General features: G+C 72.1%; 10 protein-coding genes. 4 read left to right on the top strand and 6 right to left on the bottom strand.

Annotated features, from left to right (window positions below):
- Nucleotides 1-261: 261 nt before the first annotated feature.
- Nucleotides 262-1,185: a serine hydrolase gene (locus ACZ6J5_RS18050; RefSeq protein WP_469392547.1), complete on the top strand. Its 924-nt coding sequence runs from the start codon at nucleotides 262-264 to the stop codon at nucleotides 1,183-1,185.
- Between the two features lie 31 nt (nucleotides 1,186-1,216).
- On the opposite strand, the gene ACZ6J5_RS18045 is transcribed toward ACZ6J5_RS18050, so the two are convergent.
- The 3 genes from ACZ6J5_RS18045 to ACZ6J5_RS18035 form a co-directional block, all read right to left on the bottom strand.
- Nucleotides 1,217-1,735, bottom strand: coding sequence for an anthrone oxygenase family protein (locus ACZ6J5_RS18045; protein WP_469392545.1), 519 nt, complete (start codon nucleotides 1,733-1,735; stop codon nucleotides 1,217-1,219).
- A 188-nt stretch (nucleotides 1,736-1,923) separates the two neighbouring features.
- Entirely contained in the window at nucleotides 1,924-5,289 is a 3,366-nt protein-coding gene (locus ACZ6J5_RS18040) for a S8 family peptidase (RefSeq protein WP_469392543.1), read from the bottom strand.
- Nucleotides 5,290-5,644: 355 nt separating this feature from the next.
- A complete protein-coding gene (locus ACZ6J5_RS18035; RefSeq protein ID WP_469392541.1) occupies nucleotides 5,645-6,112 on the bottom strand; it encodes an NUDIX hydrolase in 468 nt (155 codons plus the stop codon).
- 104 nt (nucleotides 6,113-6,216) lie between these two features.
- Between ACZ6J5_RS18035 and ACZ6J5_RS18030 the strand changes: the two genes are divergently transcribed.
- Together ACZ6J5_RS18030 and ACZ6J5_RS18025 are read left to right on the top strand one after the other, a co-directional pair.
- On the top strand, nucleotides 6,217-6,681 hold the full coding sequence (locus tag ACZ6J5_RS18030) for a hypothetical protein (RefSeq protein ID WP_469392539.1): 465 nt from the start codon (nucleotides 6,217-6,219) through the stop codon (nucleotides 6,679-6,681).
- Nucleotides 6,675-7,298, top strand: coding sequence for a hypothetical protein (locus ACZ6J5_RS18025; protein ID WP_469392537.1), 624 nt, complete (start codon nucleotides 6,675-6,677; stop codon nucleotides 7,296-7,298). Before ACZ6J5_RS18030 ends, ACZ6J5_RS18025 begins: the two co-directional genes overlap by 7 nt.
- Here ACZ6J5_RS18025 and ACZ6J5_RS18020 read toward each other — a convergent pair.
- From ACZ6J5_RS18020 to ACZ6J5_RS18010, 3 genes are all read right to left on the bottom strand, one after another.
- The gene (locus ACZ6J5_RS18020) at nucleotides 7,270-8,307 is read right to left on the bottom strand and encodes a YihY/virulence factor BrkB family protein (RefSeq protein WP_469392535.1); all 1,038 of its coding nucleotides are present in this window, start codon (nucleotides 8,305-8,307) and stop codon (nucleotides 7,270-7,272) included. The genes ACZ6J5_RS18025 and ACZ6J5_RS18020 overlap by 29 nt on opposite strands.
- 91 nt (nucleotides 8,308-8,398) lie before the next feature.
- Nucleotides 8,399-8,638, bottom strand: a complete 240-nt coding sequence (locus ACZ6J5_RS18015; protein ID WP_469392534.1) for a hypothetical protein — start codon at nucleotides 8,636-8,638, stop codon at nucleotides 8,399-8,401.
- 140 nt (nucleotides 8,639-8,778) lie between these two features.
- Nucleotides 8,779-14,877: a DNRLRE domain-containing protein gene (locus ACZ6J5_RS18010; RefSeq protein WP_469392857.1), complete on the bottom strand. Its 6,099-nt coding sequence runs from the start codon at nucleotides 14,875-14,877 to the stop codon at nucleotides 8,779-8,781.
- Between the two features lie 389 nt (nucleotides 14,878-15,266).
- On the opposite strand from ACZ6J5_RS18010, the gene ACZ6J5_RS18005 reads away from it, so the two are divergent.
- On the top strand, nucleotides 15,267-16,313 hold the full coding sequence (locus tag ACZ6J5_RS18005) for an AraC family transcriptional regulator (protein WP_469392532.1): 1,047 nt from the start codon (nucleotides 15,267-15,269) through the stop codon (nucleotides 16,311-16,313).
- The last annotated feature ends 54 nt before the right edge of the window (nucleotides 16,314-16,367 follow it).

Raw genomic sequence — 16,367 nt, 5'->3', positions numbered from 1 at the left:
TAGCAGGCGGCCACGGGGCGGGCCCCGGGGCCCTTGGTCCGGCCGCCGCGACCCCGCGGACCTGGCGGGACGGAGAGCTCGCCGCGCGGCCCGGACGCGGACGCGGGACACCTGGCCGCCCGCTCTCCTCCCCCCCCGATTGTCACCGCTGTGCAACAGCCCGCGGCGAAGCGCCTGATGCGTACAACCATCCGCGTGCCCAGCCGTCATCTACGTCGGACAGGCCATCGGCTTGCCCGTTCAGCACTCAGGGGGACTCTCATGACTCATCACATATCCCTGCGCGCCCGCGTCCTTCCGGTCGTGGCCGCCGCCGGGATCCTCGTACCCGTCGTCGCGGGCGCCGCGCCCGCCTCCGCCGCCACCGCGCCGCAGGTCAGCTGCACCTCGGGCAAGGCCGGGCTCGCCGCGAAGCTGCAGCGGGACATCACCGCCGCGCTCGCCGGGCGCGCCGGTACCGTCGCCGTCAACGTGCGGGACCGCGTCACCAACACCAGCTGCACCCTGCGTGCCACCACCTCGTACGACTCGGCGAGCGTCGTCAAGGTGACGGTCCTCGCCACGCTGCTGTGGGACGCCAAGAAGCACAACCGGTACCTGACCACCCGCGAGTCCCAGCTCGCGACCGCCATGATCACCAAGTCCGACAACGCCGCCACCAGCACGCTGTGGAAGCAGCTCGGCGTCACGAAGGTCAAGGGGTTCCTGGCGGCCGCCGGCATGAGCAAGACGGTGCCGGGATCCGGCGGCTACTGGGGACTCACCCGGATCAACGTCACCGACGAGCAGAAACTGCTCGCGCTGCTCACCGCCAGGAACACCGTCCTGAGCGACAACGCCCGCGCCTACGCCCTCAAGCTGATGGCGAACGTCATCCCCTCCCAGAAGTGGGGAACCCCCGCCGGCGCGCCGTCCTCGGTGACCAAGCACGTCAAGAACGGCTGGCTGCAGCGCGCCACCCGCGGCTGGCGCGTGCACAGCATCGGCGCCTTCCAGGGCGGCGGCCACGACTACACGATCTCCGTGCTCACCGACGGCAACAGCACGATGAACTACGGCGTGCAGACGATCCAGGCCGTGTCCAAGGTGATCCACCGGGATCTGACCCCGAGCGCGGCCGCGTCGTCCCGCTACACGCCCACCGCGTCGCCGCGCGAGGCGTACGTCGCGGTGCCCCGCGGCTGACGCCCTCTCCGGGGAGCCGCACCACGGGCCGTCAGCCGCGTGCCCGTACGGCCAAAGCCCGCAGCAGGCAGCCGAATCCCGCCACCGTCAGCACCCCTCGGACGTCGTTCCAGACGACCCACGGCCCCTCGAAGGCCGCGCGGGCCCGCGCCGGGTCCACCGTGGCCGCGAGGGCGTCGTTGAGCGGGACGTTCGCGGCCGAGGTGACGGCGAACACCCCCACGTACAGGACCAGCGCGGCCACCGTCCAGCCGCGCGCCCTGCCGTCGGCCCTCGCCTGCCAGGCGGCCACCGCCGTGAGCAGCAGCGCGCCGAAGAACGGGGTGAAGAACACGGGGTTCTGGATGACGTCGTTGATGTTCCGCATCACCTCGACGTAGGTGCGGTCGTCGCTTCGCGCGAGCGCCGGCATCACCGAGCACACGTACGCGAACCACACCCCCGCCGTCAGGCCGGTCGCCATCGCCGCCGCACCCAGGACCGCTCCGGCGGCGCGCTTCGCGGCCGGGGCCGCCTGCTTCGTCTGCTTCGTCTGCCTCGTCTGGGTCATGTGCCCATTCAAGGGCCGCTACCGCCCCTGGAACATGGCCCCGCGTCGCACCCGCATACGCGGGCGTCCACGGGCGCGCGAAGGCCCGGCGTCACCAGGGGAAGAGGTGACGCCGGGCCGGGGCGTTAATGCCGCTCAGGTGCCTGGCTCGGATGCCCGTCTCAGGCGCCCGGCTCAGGCGCCCGGGTTCACTTGCCGAGGAAGGCGCTGTGGACCGTGAGCGACGAGCGGTTGTCCTGCTTGTCGGTGATGTCGGCCTTCAGGGAGAGGGCCTTGCCCTTCTCCGGCGCGCGCACGGTGATCTTCCCCGCGACGACCGGGACGGACCGCCAGTTCTGGCCGTCGTACGAGACCTGGACCCGCAGGGTCTTGAGGTTGGCTCCGGCCGCCGCGCCCTGGACGAGGACGGGGAAGGTCTGGAGCACGCCCGCCGGAGCGGTGGAGTCCAGCGCGAGCTTCGGCTGGAAGCGGACCGTGGAGACGGGCAGTTCCGTCGAGGTGCCGGCGCTGCGGGCCGAGGTGAACGTCCACGAGGCGTCGATGCGCGTACCGGTGCGGTTGGTCTTCGGGTCGCGGTTGAGCGTGGTCGCCACCGTGTACGTCGCGGACTCCGCCGGCAGCGTGAAGTTCACCCGGTCGACGGCGCCGTCCTTCTGCGCGTACAGCACACCGTCGCGGTGGACCGTGGTGGTCGCGCTGGTGTAGCGGGCGTTGCCGTAGTGGCCCGCTCCGTCGCTGACCATCGTGAACGCGCCGTAGAGGGTGTCGTCGGAGCGGACGATCCCCTCGCCCGGCTCCATCCGGGGCCCGACCACGCCGACGTTGACGTTCCTGGCGTACGTGGTCCCCGGCTTCAGCTGGGGCTCGGTGCCGAGGTAGTACGTCACGTCGACGGGCCGGCCGCCGTCGGCGCCCGCCTCGCCCAGGACGAACGCCGCGGTGCTCCAGCCGATCCCGTCGCCCGTGCTCAGGTACAGCTTCTGCGTGCCCGGAGCCGGGTGGGCGGGGTAGTAGTCGAGGAAGCCGCTCCCGCTCGGCAGCGTGCCCTCCGCGTAGAGCGCTCCGGCGACGCCGGGCGCGGACGCCCCGAAACCTACCTTGATCAGGGCGAGGTCCTTGGCCGCGTAGACCTTCTCGTAGCCGTCCGGCAGGTCCTTGACCTCACCGCCCGCGAGGGTCTGGTAGACGGTCGTGCCCTGCTCCCAGCGGGCGGACCACTGCTGGGTGAGGGTCGCGTCCGCGCCCACCGAGCCCTGCCGTGCCGTGCGGACGTTGTCGAAGCTCCGCGCGTCGAAGCCCCCGGAGTACCGGGTCTCGGGCGTCGAGACCGTGTAGAACATCCCCACCCGCGTCTGCCGGGCGGTCGCGTCCGGCACCTTGACCGTCACGGGCCGGGTGGTCCGGGCGTCGAGGGTCACGGTGGCCGGTCCGGTCACCGCGAGCCGGGGGTTGTGGATCAGGTCGAGGCCCTTGGCCGGGTCCGCGGGGTCGACCTGCATGTCGGCCTGGAGGTTGTAGCTGCCGCGGGGCAGGCGGACCGTCGCGGAGCCCGAGGACAGGTCCGGGAGGAACTGCTGCTCCGAGGCGAGGCCCTCGTAGCCGAACAGGTCCGCGCCCCAGACGGCGCCGGGCGCGTCGGGCCGCCCCACCGTCTTGAAGGTGACGTCGTACGACTCGACCTCACGGTCCACCGTGGCCGGGGTGCGCACGGTCTGGCCCGCTCCGGACGCGACGACCGTGGCCGCGTACGAGCCGTCGACCGTGCCGCCGATACGGGTGTCGGCCGTCAGGTCCACCGAGGCGGTGCCGCCCGCCGGGACCGTGATCCGCTGCGCCCCGAGGCTGAAGAACCCGGCGGGCGCGGGCTGCCCGTCGCCGCCGGTGGGCGCGTCGAGCGACACGTCGAGCGACACGTCGGCGGTGCCGGTGTTGCGGTAGGTGACCTTCTTGGTGACCGGGGTGTCATCGGCGTGGGGCCACTGCTGGCGGCCCAGGTGGAGCGGTCCGCCTTCGGCGAGGACGGTCTGGTCGATCGCCCGGTCGACGGCGAGCCGGCCCGCGCCCTGCTCGAAGACCGAGAACGTGCCGCCCTTGGCAGAGCCGGTCAGGGCCGCCTTGAGCTGCGCCCCCGTCCAGGTGGGGTTCTTCTGCTTGAGGATCGCCGCGGCGCCCGCGACGTGCGGGGTCGCCATCGACGTACCGTCCAGGCCGATGTAGCCCGGCGGGTTCTGGTCCGGGGTGCCGGCCGCGGCGGCGGCCGTGATGCCCACGCCGGGGGCGCTGATGTCGGGCTTGACCGCGTGGTCCTCCTTGCGGGGGCCGATCGCGGAGAACCAGGCGAGCTGGTCGGCGTCGTCGACGGCGCCGACGGTGAGGGCCGCTTCGGCGCTGCCCGGCGAGTTGACCGTGCCGGGGCGGGGATCCGGGAGGTTGCCCGCGGCGACGGCGAACAGGACGCCCTTCTCCGCCGAGACCTTGTTGATGTGGGCTTCCAGCGGGTCGATCCCGGGCCGGTCGGTGCTGCCGAGGCTCATGTTGATGATGTCGGCGCCCTGGGACACGGCCCAGTCGATGCCGGCGATGGACTCGGAGTCGCTGCCGGTGCCGTAGTCGTCGAGGACCTTGGCGCTGAGCAGCTTCGCCCCGGGAGCCACGCCCTTGAAGCGGCTGTCCTTCGCTCCCGTTCCGGCCGCGGTCGAGGCGACGTGCGTGCCGTGCCCGACGCGGTCCACGGTGTCCGCGGAGCGGCTGAAGTTGCGTGCCGCCACGACGCGTCCGGCCAGGTCCGGGTGGGTGTCGTCGATGCCGGTGTCCAGGACCGCGATCTTCACGCCGGTGCCGTCGAGGGACCGGTTCCAGGCCGCGGGGGCGCCTATCTGCCCGGTGGAGTGGTCGAGCGACGCCTTCCGCACGCCGTCCAGCCAGACCTTCGCGATGCCGGAGGTGCTCGCCGCCGAGCCGTCGGCCTGGGGGCGGGTCAGGGCCTCCCACAGCGACTCGGTGCTGTCGGCGGCACTCGTGACGGCGTCGGCGCCGAGGGAGGGCAGGGTCCGGTTGACGGTGGTGCCCTTGGCGGCCCGCACCTCGTCACGGGCGGACTGGGACGCCGCGCCCCGGTAGCCGACGATCACCTTGAGCCCGCTCCGGTAGGCCTTGCGGCTCTCCGGCTCGGCGAGTCCGGTGACGTCGAACAGCCGCTGGTCGAGCGTGCCGTCGGCGACGAGCCGCCGGGCGTCGCGCGGCATCACGTAGGTGCGGCCTTCGTGGACCTGGGTGAAGAAGGGGATGTCCTCCCGGCCCTTCGCCCGCTCGATGCCCGCGACCCGGCCCTTGGCGTCCACGAGGACCCGGTCGCCGGTGATCAGGACGACGGTCTGGACGTCCTTGCCTGGCCCGGCGTTCTTGCCCTGCCCGGCCTTCTTCGCGCCGGCCGGTGACGCTGCGGTGAGGACGCCGTCCTGTGCCGACACCGGGCTGGTCATGCCCGCTGTCAGAGCCACGGCGGCAGCGGCGGCGACCGTGACCGCGTACGCCTTGTTTACTGGTGTGCGCAAAACTCCCCCTGCTCAGGGATGAAGCGGGCGGGCGGGGGCCCGGCCCGAACGGGGGCGTACTCAGACAGGCGTACGCCCCGGATTCCTGAAGTATGCCGAGGGCGTTCCGGCGCACTCAATGATCGTTCTGTGACAGGACGTTGACCATACGGAGACGTGCCGGAGGGCGCGGGACAAGGCCGTCGCGTATCGACTTCGCCCACGCCGCTCGGCGGGCTGCCGCACAGCCTCGCGCTCGCGCCGGGCGAATGCCCGGGTACGTCCCGTACGCGGGCTTGCGCCCGGCACGCCGAGAGCACGCACCAGACGCCGCGAGGCCGCCCTCCGGGCGACGACGGGACTGTGACGACAGGCCCTAGTGCCGGATCAGGCCGCCGACCGGTACAGGGGCCGTGTGCCCGGTCGCCGGAAGGGTCCTGGCCAGGGCGAGGCCGACGTCGACCAGCGAGGACCGGCGCAGGTGGACGACGTCGGGGATCTCGGTCCAGACCGACTCGGCCACCTCACCGTTCGGCTCGGGCCGGAGCCGACCGCCGGTGACGCGGACACCGTAGAAGACCCCGACGTTCTGATGCTCGACTCCCGCGCGCGCTTCGGTCGCGGGAATGACCCGCGAGTCCAGACCGAGGAGCCGCTCGACCACCGCGACGCAGCCCGTCTCCTCGGCCACCTCACGGATCACCGCGTCGAAGGGATCCTCTCCGTGCTCCACCCGACCGCCCGGAAGGGACCAGGTGCTCTCCCCCGTCCGTGACACGTGGCGGGCGAGCAACACCCGCCCGCCCTCGACGCACACGGCGTACGCCGCCAGTCGAAAACTCATCCTCGTACCCCCCCCCGCCCCGACCTGCCCCGCGCCCTCGCGGAACCCGCACGCTCGCACCGTACCCGCGCCGGCCCGGACCGACGGCCTGGCAGACTGCTTCCGTGTTCGAATATCGCCTGTGGCTGGCCGCAGTCCCTCAGACCCTGCCTCTGCCCGAGGCCGAAGCCCGGGCCTACTGGAACCTGACGGAGCTCCCCACTCCCGCCTTCGACGAGGCGCTGAAGCAAGCGGGCTACCTCTACGTCGGGTCCTGGCAGGACAGGCATCAAGGGGACGAGCCGCAGTCCGGCCGCTGCCCCGCCGTCCGGATGTTCGACTGGCTGTTCTATCGCGGGACCATCGACCGCTATCAGGCACCGGTGCTGGACGCCCGGCTGCGCGACGAACTGCTCGCGCTCTGCCGGCCCCGGCCCGACGACCTGCCCGCGGAGTCCGTCGGCACGGAGGCGATCGCCGCCTTCCTCACGGCACACCTCGGCTGGAGTCTGCTCCCTGAGGAGGCGGCCCCGTCGGCCACCGCGTCAGCCGCGCGGGACGACCGCCCCGCGGGCCCCCGTCCATGCTGATCGCCCTGGGGATACTCTTCGCCGTCGCGCCCGCCGCCGTCTGGACGATGGTCGCCCGCACCCGCCCGGTCGGCCTGGCGATCGGCGGCGCGCTGCTCGCCGGAGCCGGTCTGCTGGTCGGCGTCCAGCGGGGCTGGATCGACGCCCCCGGGCCCGACGCCCATCTCCTGTTCACGATCCTGGCGCCGCTGCTCATCGCCTGTGGCGCGGGACTGGAAGGCCGGCGCGAGAGTTCTCCTCCCCCGGAGTGGATTCCCCGCCGCAACAGAGCGATCGGCTTCCTGGGGGCGCAGTTCGCCCTCACCCTCGTGGCCGGCCTCGTGTACGCGCTCCTGATCACCGAGGGTTCGGACGCCCCGCCGTCCGAGGCCCTCCCCTCCTTGCCGCCGGGCGTCAGCCTGGTCGGCGAGGGCATCGGCTGCGGTTCCGGCGGCTGCTGGCGCGAGGCGACGGTCACCGGCGGGGACGGCCTGTCCCGCCCGGAGGTCATCCGCGAACTGGGCCTCCAGCAGGAGAGCTGCAGCCCCAGCGGCTGGCTCCTCGACTGGCGCGACGTGTGCGTCGGAGCCAGGGACAACGGCGAGAGCGTCACCGTCTACGCCAGCTGGGGATACTGAGCGCCGACCGGGCACGTGGCCTGTCGCTGGTCCGGACGTCGTCCGGTTCCTGTTCCGGCTCCTGTTCCTGCTCCGGCTTCGGCTCCGGCTCCGGCTCCGGCTCCTGTTCCGGCTCCGGCTCCTGTTCCTGTTCCTGGAGCGGTGGGCCGAGCACGCGGTCCCTCTGGAGTTCGGCGGTGAACTGCGCGCCGGTGAGCAGGGACAGGTTGGACAGCCACAGCCAGATGAGGAAGACGACGATCCCGCCCAGCGAGCCGTAGAGCCGGCCGTACGTACCCACCATCGACGTGTACAGCCCGAAGCCGGCGGAGACCGTGAGCCAGAGGACGGCCGCCAGCACGCCGCCGGGCAGGGTGTGGCCCCGGTGGCGGGCGGACGGCGGGCCCGTACGGAAGACGACGACGACCAGGACCAGCACCAGGGACAGCATCAGCGGCCACCGGATCAGGCCCCAGACGACCGGCACCTCCGCGTCGAGGTGGAGCAGGGAGCCCACGCTCCCGGCTATGGGGCCGCTGAGGACGAGGACGAGCGCGCTCACGGCCAGCAGGACCAGCAGCACGAGGGCGGTCACGAGGATGCGGTGTGCCTTGCGCCACGGGGAGCGGCGGTCGGGCACGCCGTGCATGCGGTGCAGCGCCCGGCGGAAGACGGCCAGGTAGCTGCACGAGGACCACAGGGCGCTGACGGCGCCCGCGGCCAGCAGGGTCCAGGTGGCGGAGTGCTGGGCCAGCGCTCCGTCGAGCAGCCCGCGCAGTTCCGCGCCCGACTGGCCCGGGGCGTAGCGCGTGACGTGGACGACGAACCGCTGCGCGGTGTCCGGGTCGATCAGGGCGAAGGCCAGGACGGTGACGAGCAGCGCCGGCAGGATCGCGAGGATCGCGTAGTACGTCAGGGCGGCGGCGTAGTCGGTGATGTCGTCCCGCCACATGGTGCCGGGCGTCCGGCGCAGGGCACGCCACCAGGCACGGTGGCGCGCGGTGCGGGCGGGTGGGGTGGGGTGGCTCATGTCTACGGGGCGCCGATCGTGTCGAGGGGTCGAGCCCCTCCACGCTACTTACCCGGGGGCCCGAATCGCCTCGGGCCGGCGCGCCGGGCGGTCAGGACCGTCGTGCCGCCCCGCCGACCAGCAGCGTGAGCACGCCGAGGGAAAGCGCGGTGATGACGATCGCCGTGGTGGTTCCGGGCTCGACGCCGACGGTGCCGGGCAGGATGCCTCCCACGACGAGGACGGCTGCCGCGCCCCACAGGAGCGGGTCCCCGCGCCCGGAGGAACGGACGGCGATCAGGAAGAACACCGCCAGGCAGCCGAGGCCCAGAAGGACGTTCAAGGTGAGCATGTGCGGCTCCCGAGTCGCGGGTGGACGAGGAATGGGGGGGCTGCGTGGGGGGAGGAGCGGGAGGGGGTGTGGAGGCGGGCCCTTCGGCCCTTCCTCCACACCCCCATCATGTGCTGGGGATCAGCGGGTGCCTACCCCCGTCACCCCCATCTGCCGTCGTCCCACGGCGACGTCCGGGAGTAGCAGCCGACCCACGGGATGCAGGCCGTGATGCGGGACCGTTCGGCCCAGTTGTAGTAGCCGGTGGTGACCTTGCCCCTCTTCACCTTCCGGGCGCCCTTGACGTAACGCTCCCAGACGCCCCAGCGCTGCCGCGACTGCCAGAGCATGCTGTCGATGTAGATACCGGCCATGGTCAGCGACTGGAGTCCCTGGAACCAGGCCCGGAGCACGCGGGGCAGCTGGCTGTAGAACGACTTGTACCAGGGGCCGTTGACCCAGTAGGTGCGGATCCGCTTCCACGAGGTCGTCTTGGTCGGCTTCCTTCCGTCGAGGTCGTAGCCGTTGACCGGGTCGCCCAGGGCGTACCCGTAGGCGTTGTAGCCGGTGCCGTAGACGGAGTCCTGCGTCAGGAAGCGGCCGGTGGCCGGGTTGTAGAGGCGGATGCCCATCAGGGTGAGGCCGCCGGCGGTCTCACTGGAGCGCTTGGCCGCTCCGAGCCAGCCGTAGCGGGCGCCGGGCTGCCCCGCGCGGGCGTTGCCGTACTCGTCGGTGTCCAGGACCAGCGGTGCGTCCTCGGCGTCCAGCGGGAGCTGGAGGGCGACGTCGCCGTGGACGCTGGTCAGCTGCAGGACCACCCCCGCCTGGGCACCTGTCGAGGCGACCAGGTCCCCGGTGACGAAGTCGACGAGGCGCGTGACGCCGCCGTCGTCGACGTCCTCTTCGATCCAGCGGGGGCTGTCACCGTCGTTGGCGAAGTGGTTGCGCCGGGCGGCGGTCGTCGTCCACGCTCCGGCGCCCTCCTCGACGGTCCAGGAGCGGAACCGCTGCGCGGCGTCGAGCTGCCAGGTCTGTCGGACGTCGCCCTGCGTCTGCTGGTGGACGAGGTCGTTGGCGTAGTAGCCGACCTGGCTGCCGGGCAGGGCGGTGGTGCGGCCGAAGGCGTCGTACACGTACCCCGGGTCGACGGGCCGGTCGGCGCTGTCGTACGTGGTGGCCGTGGACGTGCCTCCGCCGGCCGGGCAGGCCGCCCCCGCGGCGCCCGCCGCGGTGGTGAGGGAGGTGCGGTTGGTGCGCTTGTCGAAGCCGTACGTCCGGGTGGTGCAGACGTCGCCTACGGTGTCGGCGACGCCGGTCAGGCGGCCTGCGGCATCGTAGGCGTAGTCCTGCGTGGACCAGCCGGAGTGCTCGGTGACCTGGCCGTGGACGGATTCTGCGACGGTGTCGGAGTAGACCACCTGCTTGTCGCTGTCGCGCGTGTAGACGCGGGAGTCGACCGTGCCGGTCGTGTCCTTCCCGACGGTGAGGGTGTAACCGCCGGGCAGCTTCTCCTCGGCGACTCCGCCGTCGGCGTCGTAGCGGACGGAGAAGGTTCCGGCCACCGAGTCGGTCATGGACGTGGCCATGCCACCGGGCTCGGAGGCGGCGTCGTACTGGTACGTCACCGTGGACGGCACGCTGTCGGAGACCTTGACCTGCCGGCCGAGGAGGTCGTACTCGGTGCGGGTGACCCCGCCGTCGGCGTCCGTGTACGTGATCGGGCGGCCGAGCTTGTCGAACTCCTTGCTGATCGTGCCGCCGGTCGGCGAGACCGCCTTGACGGCTCGGCCGGTGGCCGGGTCGTACTCGGTCGTCGCCTCCGGCACCGCCTGGCCGAGCCCGCCCGTCATGACGTTCCTGGTCGGACGGCCCGCGTTGTCATAGGTGCTGGTGGACGTGCGGGTGACGCCGTTCGCGGTCTCGGTGACCTTGACCGGGTTGCCCCACCAGTCGTACTCCGTCGTGGTGACCGGGAGCTGGTTCGGCTGGGTGCCGCCGCCGGTGATCGTGCCCGCCGGGCCTGTCGAGCAGACCTGGTCGGCCCACTCCGGGCGCCCCGCGCAGGCGCCGGTGCCGGTCGCGGACCAGTAGCTGGTCACGCGGGTGGCGGCGTCGGTGCCGGTCGCCTCGGGCAGGAGCTGCTTGGTGACGCGGCCCTGGTCGTCGTACTCGGTGCTCTCGGTGATCGCGAGACCGGCCGGGTCCTTGACCGTCTTGACCGGCAGGCCCTTCGCCCAGTCGTAGAGCGTCTGGGAGACGCGGGCGTCGGTCATCGCCGTCGTGCCGTAGACCTGGGCACCGGACGTGACCTTGGTGACCTGGTTCTCGACCTTCGCGCTGCCGTCCGTCGGGCGGCCCGCGTCGTACTCGTTCACCGTCCACGAACGCGCCGCCGCGGACTCGGCCGTGCCCGTGAGGGTCACGCGCCGCAGCGGGCCGAACTCCTGCTCCGCCCTGAGTCCCTTGGCGTCGTAGACGGACTCCGAGGAGAGCAGGTCGGCGCGGTCCTTGGCGGGCAGGCCGATGATGCCGAGGTCGGTCAGCACCGCCTTGTCCGCGTCCGTACCGCCCAGCGCCAGGGCCCGGTTGGCCGCGGAGAGCCCGCGCACGGTGTTGCCGAAGCGGTCGTATTCCGTGGTGGTGACGTTGCCGCCGGGGTCGATCGTGTTGACCTGCCGCCCGGAGGCGTTGGTGTACGTGACCGTCGCGCGGCGGTAGTCGCCCGCTGCCAGCCCGTCGCCGGAGTTCGCCGCGGGAACGGCGTCGGCCGGGAAGACGGCGGTCGCGTCGGTCGGCGCGTCGCTCTGCCCCCACGCGTCGACGTCCGGCACACCCATCTTGTACGGGGCGTTGGTGCCGGTCAGCGGCACGTCGTAGACGACGCTCGTCGCGGCGGTCCCGGACACCACGTCCTTGCTGCCCTGCTGGAGGGCGTAACGGCTCGCCTTCGTCAGCATCCCCTCGCCGGCGGTGGCGGCGTTGCCCGCCTTGCCGTACGTGAAGGACCACGGCAGCTCACCGGGCGGCGTCAGACCCGTGACGCGGCCCGCGCTGTCGTAGCCGTACGCGGTGACGAGAGCGGGGCTGACCAGCGGGTTGTACGTCTCACGCAGCCGGCCCGAGGCGTCGTACGCGTACTTCTGCACCGTCTTCGCGGTCGCCGCGGCGGCGCCGGGCTCGGTCGACCAGGCGCGGATCTCCTTGACCTGACCCGAGAAGTCGCCCAGGACGCTGCCCGTGGCGGTCGTGCTCGTCGCGTAGACGAACTCCAGCGCGCGGCAGCCCTTCGTGGACGGCGTCGCCGTGCACGTCGTGGCGGAAGCGGCCGAGGTGGGGGCGATGACCAGCTTGGGGCGGGCCAGCTTGTTCGCGCCGACCGTCACCGTCTCCGAGATGACCGTGGTCGTCGAGTGGGCCAGGCCGTCCACGGTGCTGGACGCGACCTGCCAGGACGTGGCCGCCGCGTCGGGCTTCGTGAAGACGGTGACCGTGCCCTCCGTGTCCCGCAGCGTGAACGAACCCGTCAGCGAGCCCGTCAGCGTCAGGTCCTCCGAGCCCGGCTCCGGCTTCCAGCCACCACCGCTCTTCGCGGTGAAACCGACCTCCTCCGCGTCGGGGCCGACCAGCGCGACCGACGTCGCGGAGGTCTTCTTCACGTAGACCCACTCCGAACCGGTGAGCTCGGCGGACGTGCCGGAGCTCCACTGCGGGCCGAAGATCGCCACCTGTCCCTCGTCCGTCGCCCTCACATCGGGGTTGCGGGAGGAGGCCGTGCGCGAGACCGACAGACCGAACGCCGACGCGTCCGTGGCCGACAGGCCGTAGTCACCCGTCAGCAGGTTCACCGAACCCGGACCGACCGACTCGGACGGCGCCGTGCCCGCGTTGCGGTCCACGGTGATCTCGTTGACCGGCGAGTACGCCGTCGCCGAGCCGCCGTCCGTGAAGGCCGCGCGGACCTCGATCGGGCCGTCCTCGGCCAGCGTGTCCGTGACGTTCCACGTCAGCCCGGCCGGCTTGCCGTTCGTCACCGCGACCGGCCAGCCGGACACCGCGTTCGCACCCTGCCGCACATCGGCGACCGGCACGTTCTTCCACGTGTCCGTCTCACCACGCCGGTACTGGTACGTCACACCCGTGTACGACGCGAGGCCCTCCGCCGACAGGCCCACCCGCCGCGCCGGGCGCTCGCCCTGGCCGGGGGTGAGCAGTGCGGCGCCGGAGCCCGCGTAGAAGACGTGCGACGACTCCGCCGACATGTTGCCCGCCGGGTCCTTCGTGCGGACCGTCACGGTGTGCCTGCCCGCCGGGAACGACAGCGTCTGCGTGACCACCGCCCCCGTCGTGGTCGCCGTCGACCAGGCGCCGGAGTCCAGCTTGTACTCCACCGCCGCCACATCACTCGACGGCGGCGTGAACGTGAAGGCGCCCGAGAAGGCGCCGTTGGCGTCGGGGGCGCCGGACCAGGTGTTGGCCGGGAAGTCCGTGGACGTGACCGTGCTCGCGGCGGGCTTGGTGGTGTCGACGGTGAAGTACACCGACGGCGTCCAGTTCGACCAGGAACTGCCGTCGTTGACACGGCCCTTGAACCAGTACGTCTTGCCGTTGACCAGCTTGCCGGCCGGGACCTGGTGGGAGACCGTCTTGCCCAGGACGGGGTCGCCGGTGCCGGTGTCGTACACCTCCAGGTTGGTCGTGCCCTCCCACAGCTCCCACTTCTGCCGCAGGAAGTACGTCTCCGCGTCGCTCGCCGCGTAGGAGAGGTCCGGGGTGGTCGTGGTGACCCAGTTCTTGCCCGCGTTCGTGCGGCCCGGCGTCGCGGTCATCGGGTTCCCGGCGACCGGGATGGTGTTGTACGTGACCGAGATGTACGGGGTGTTGGTGGCCGCGTTGCCGGAGTTGAACCGCTTCCAGCCCGCCGGGTCGGCCTCGTTGGACGCCTTGATGCCCATCGAGTTCGAACCGTTGCCGTTGGCCGCCCACGCCACCGCCAGGTTCTTGATGTCCTGGCTCACCCAGCCGTCGCCGCACGCCGACGAGTAGCCCTTCGTCGACGTCGACGTGGCCCACTTGGCCGTGAACCCGGGCTGGTTGGTCCAGCGGCTCGCCGTGGAGGCGTGCGGGGTGTCCCACACCTCCCAGCCCGCCGGCGCACAGGACCAGGAGTGCGAGTTCCACAGGTTCAGCTTCGCACCCAGGATCTGCTTGCCCGAGATCCCCGCCATCGGGAAGTGCAGGAACGAACGCGCGATCTGACCCGAGCCGTTGTTCCCCAGCTTCAGCTCCGTCGCCGCCGACTGGTCCGTCGTGTAACCCTGCTGCACGAACGTGTCGAAACTCGCCCCGATGTTCACCGCCGGATCCACCGTCACCGGGAACACCGTCTTCGGATCCGCCAGAAACGCCGCGTCCGGCGTCAACGTCAGGTCCACCTTGGACCCCCGCTGCGACACCTTCAGCCCGACGTCCGCCCGCCGCAGGTGCTCACCCGACTTCGGATCGACGGACGCGTCCCACATCACCGGGGCCGGCAGCAGACCGACCTCCTTGCCCGACTTCCGGTCGAGGAACGTCACGGACCGGTCCGCGTTCGCCCGCGCCCTGATGCCCTTCGCGTCCAGCGTCAGCGTCACCGAACCGTTCGCCGCCACGGCGGAACGATTCTTCAGCTCCAGGAACTGCTCGAAACCCGTACGCGTCGACTCCACGACCAGATCCGTCGCCGTCAACGCGTCCACATACCGCGCCGTCGTCCCCGACACCACCGGCTCCGGCAGCACCCCACGCCACGACAGACCCAGCTCACGGCCCTCACCCGCCGCCAGCGTCACCAACGGCACCTCCGCCGTGGCCGCACCACCCGCCACACCCGACGCCCGGACCTCCGCCGCCCGCGCCGACGGCGTCCGCCCACCCAGCCGCAACCCCAGAGGATGCGACCGCGCCGCCACCACACCGTCCCGCTTCGTCAACTCGACGTCGACATCACGCCACTCACCGGACACCGCGTCACGGAAACGCACCGGCCCCGAAGAAGCGTCCGTCGTCACCGTCCCGTCCGGATTCGCCCACGTCGTCGACGACTCCGTACGCTCCGACCTCGCCTCCACCCGCCTGCCCGACAGACGCGCCGCGACCCGCGCCGACGCCAGATCCACCGCCTCCGTCACGGCCACGGGCCGCTCGGCGGCCGTCCCCCGCGAGGCCAGCGCCACCGCCTGCCCCGTCACCCCCACCACGACAGCCGCCTCGAAGGCCATCAAACCGGCCACGGACAGGGCGATCCCGGGCAGCGCGCTCCGGCGCGACCACCTCGGTCCCCTGCCCCGTCTGTCGGACAGATTCATACGATCACTCACTACGTGAGCCCTCCCTGGCAAAACGTGTTCAGGTTCCGTGCCGGGAAGGACGCGGCGGAGGGCGGACGGTCGGCGGCGGTCGCGCCCAGCCGGCACGCCCCTCCACCCCTCCGTCCGCAACCACCGCGTCATCGCGTCACCGTCCCGGCACCAAACGTGACGCTAGACCTCCGTGGATCTTCGGCACAGGTCCCGGCGCGCCACACACCGGACACCTCGCGCCACGCGGAGGAGACGGATCGCCGACCCCAGGAAAAACCGGCCACCCCGCTGGCATACAGTCGCCGCTCGTGTCATCGCTTACGCATCCCGGTACCACCTCCGCCGCCTTCACCCGCATCAACGCCAAGGCGGCCGGTCTTCTCGGCGTGTCCGAAGACGGCTACGCCCATCTGCTGGGCATGGATCCCGCGCATCTGACGGGCGACCGGTACCGGCCCCCCGCCGCCACGAACATCCGCATCTGGGAGCTGATGGTCGCCAAGGCCCCCTGGACCGAGGTCGCTCAGCTGATGATCGAGCAGACGGCGTTCGGGCAGCTCGGGGTCTGGGACTACCTGCTGACCTCCGCTCCGACGCCGGTCGAGGGGTTCCGCGACGCCATGGACTTCATCGCGGGCGTCGCGGACGCCGGCAGCGACACCATGTTCCTGACCGAGGACGACAGGGAGATCACCCTCAGCCACGTGAACGCCGCCGACCTCAGCTACACCGCCGCGTCGGCCATCCGGGCGTACGCGCTGGCTCTCCTCCGCCAACGGCTCAGCACGGCCCTGGGGAAGGAACTCGTTCCGGTCCGGGTCGCCCTCGCCACCCAGGCGCCCCGCCGTCACGACGCCCTGTACACCCTGTACGGCACCCGGAACATCGACTTCGAGCGCCCGGTCAGCTCCCTCACCTTCCGCGCCGACGACCTGCGGTGCCCGATGCCGAACTTCCAGCCGGGCCTGTCCACCGTGCTGCGCAGACACGCCGAACTGACCATCGCCGCCTCGATACCCCTGCACGACTGGCTCGACCTGTTCCGCGACGCGGTCAGGGACGCGGAGGAGGGCGACGACGACGGCGCGACGCTGACCGCGACGGCGGCCCGTCTGGCCGTCAGCCCGCGCACGCTCCAGCGCCGACTCGACGAGCACGGCACGACCTGGACGGCCGAGATCCAGGACCTGCGCCGCGAGCGGGTCACCCGGCTGCTCGGCGCGACGGACCTGCCCGTCGACGCGATCGCCGCGCGCAGCGGCTACGCCGACGCCCGCACCCTGCGCCGGGCGGTGCTCCGCTGGACCGGACACACGCCGGGGGCCCTGCGCGGGCGGACCGGACCCGGTTCGTAGGGGCACGAGGGAGCGAGCCCCCGTCGGGTACGCCCCCTCGTGCTCCTCCGCGCC

Source organism: Streptomyces sp. NPDC042100, from assembly GCF_055582325.1.
The sequence above is the reverse complement of the archived record's forward strand: the minus strand, read 5'-3'. Positions and strand labels throughout refer to the sequence as shown.

Excerpts from the sequence above, each read along its gene's own strand:
- ACZ6J5_RS18010 (WP_469392857.1), bottom strand. The coding sequence starts at position 14,877 with ATGGCCTTCGAGGCGGCTGTCGTGGTGGGGGTGACGGGGCAGGCGGTG.
- ACZ6J5_RS18050 (WP_469392547.1), top strand. The coding sequence starts at position 262 with ATGACTCATCACATATCCCTGCGCGCCCGCGTCCTTCCGGTCGTGGCC.
- ACZ6J5_RS18025 (WP_469392537.1), top strand. The coding sequence starts at position 6,675 with ATGCTGATCGCCCTGGGGATACTCTTCGCCGTCGCGCCCGCCGCCGTC.
- ACZ6J5_RS18015 (WP_469392534.1), bottom strand. The coding sequence starts at position 8,638 with ATGCTCACCTTGAACGTCCTTCTGGGCCTCGGCTGCCTGGCGGTGTTC.
- ACZ6J5_RS18035 (WP_469392541.1), bottom strand. The coding sequence starts at position 6,112 with ATGAGTTTTCGACTGGCGGCGTACGCCGTGTGCGTCGAGGGCGGGCGG.
- ACZ6J5_RS18020 (WP_469392535.1), bottom strand. The coding sequence starts at position 8,307 with ATGAGCCACCCCACCCCACCCGCCCGCACCGCGCGCCACCGTGCCTGG.
- ACZ6J5_RS18045 (WP_469392545.1), bottom strand. The coding sequence starts at position 1,735 with ATGACCCAGACGAGGCAGACGAAGCAGACGAAGCAGGCGGCCCCGGCC.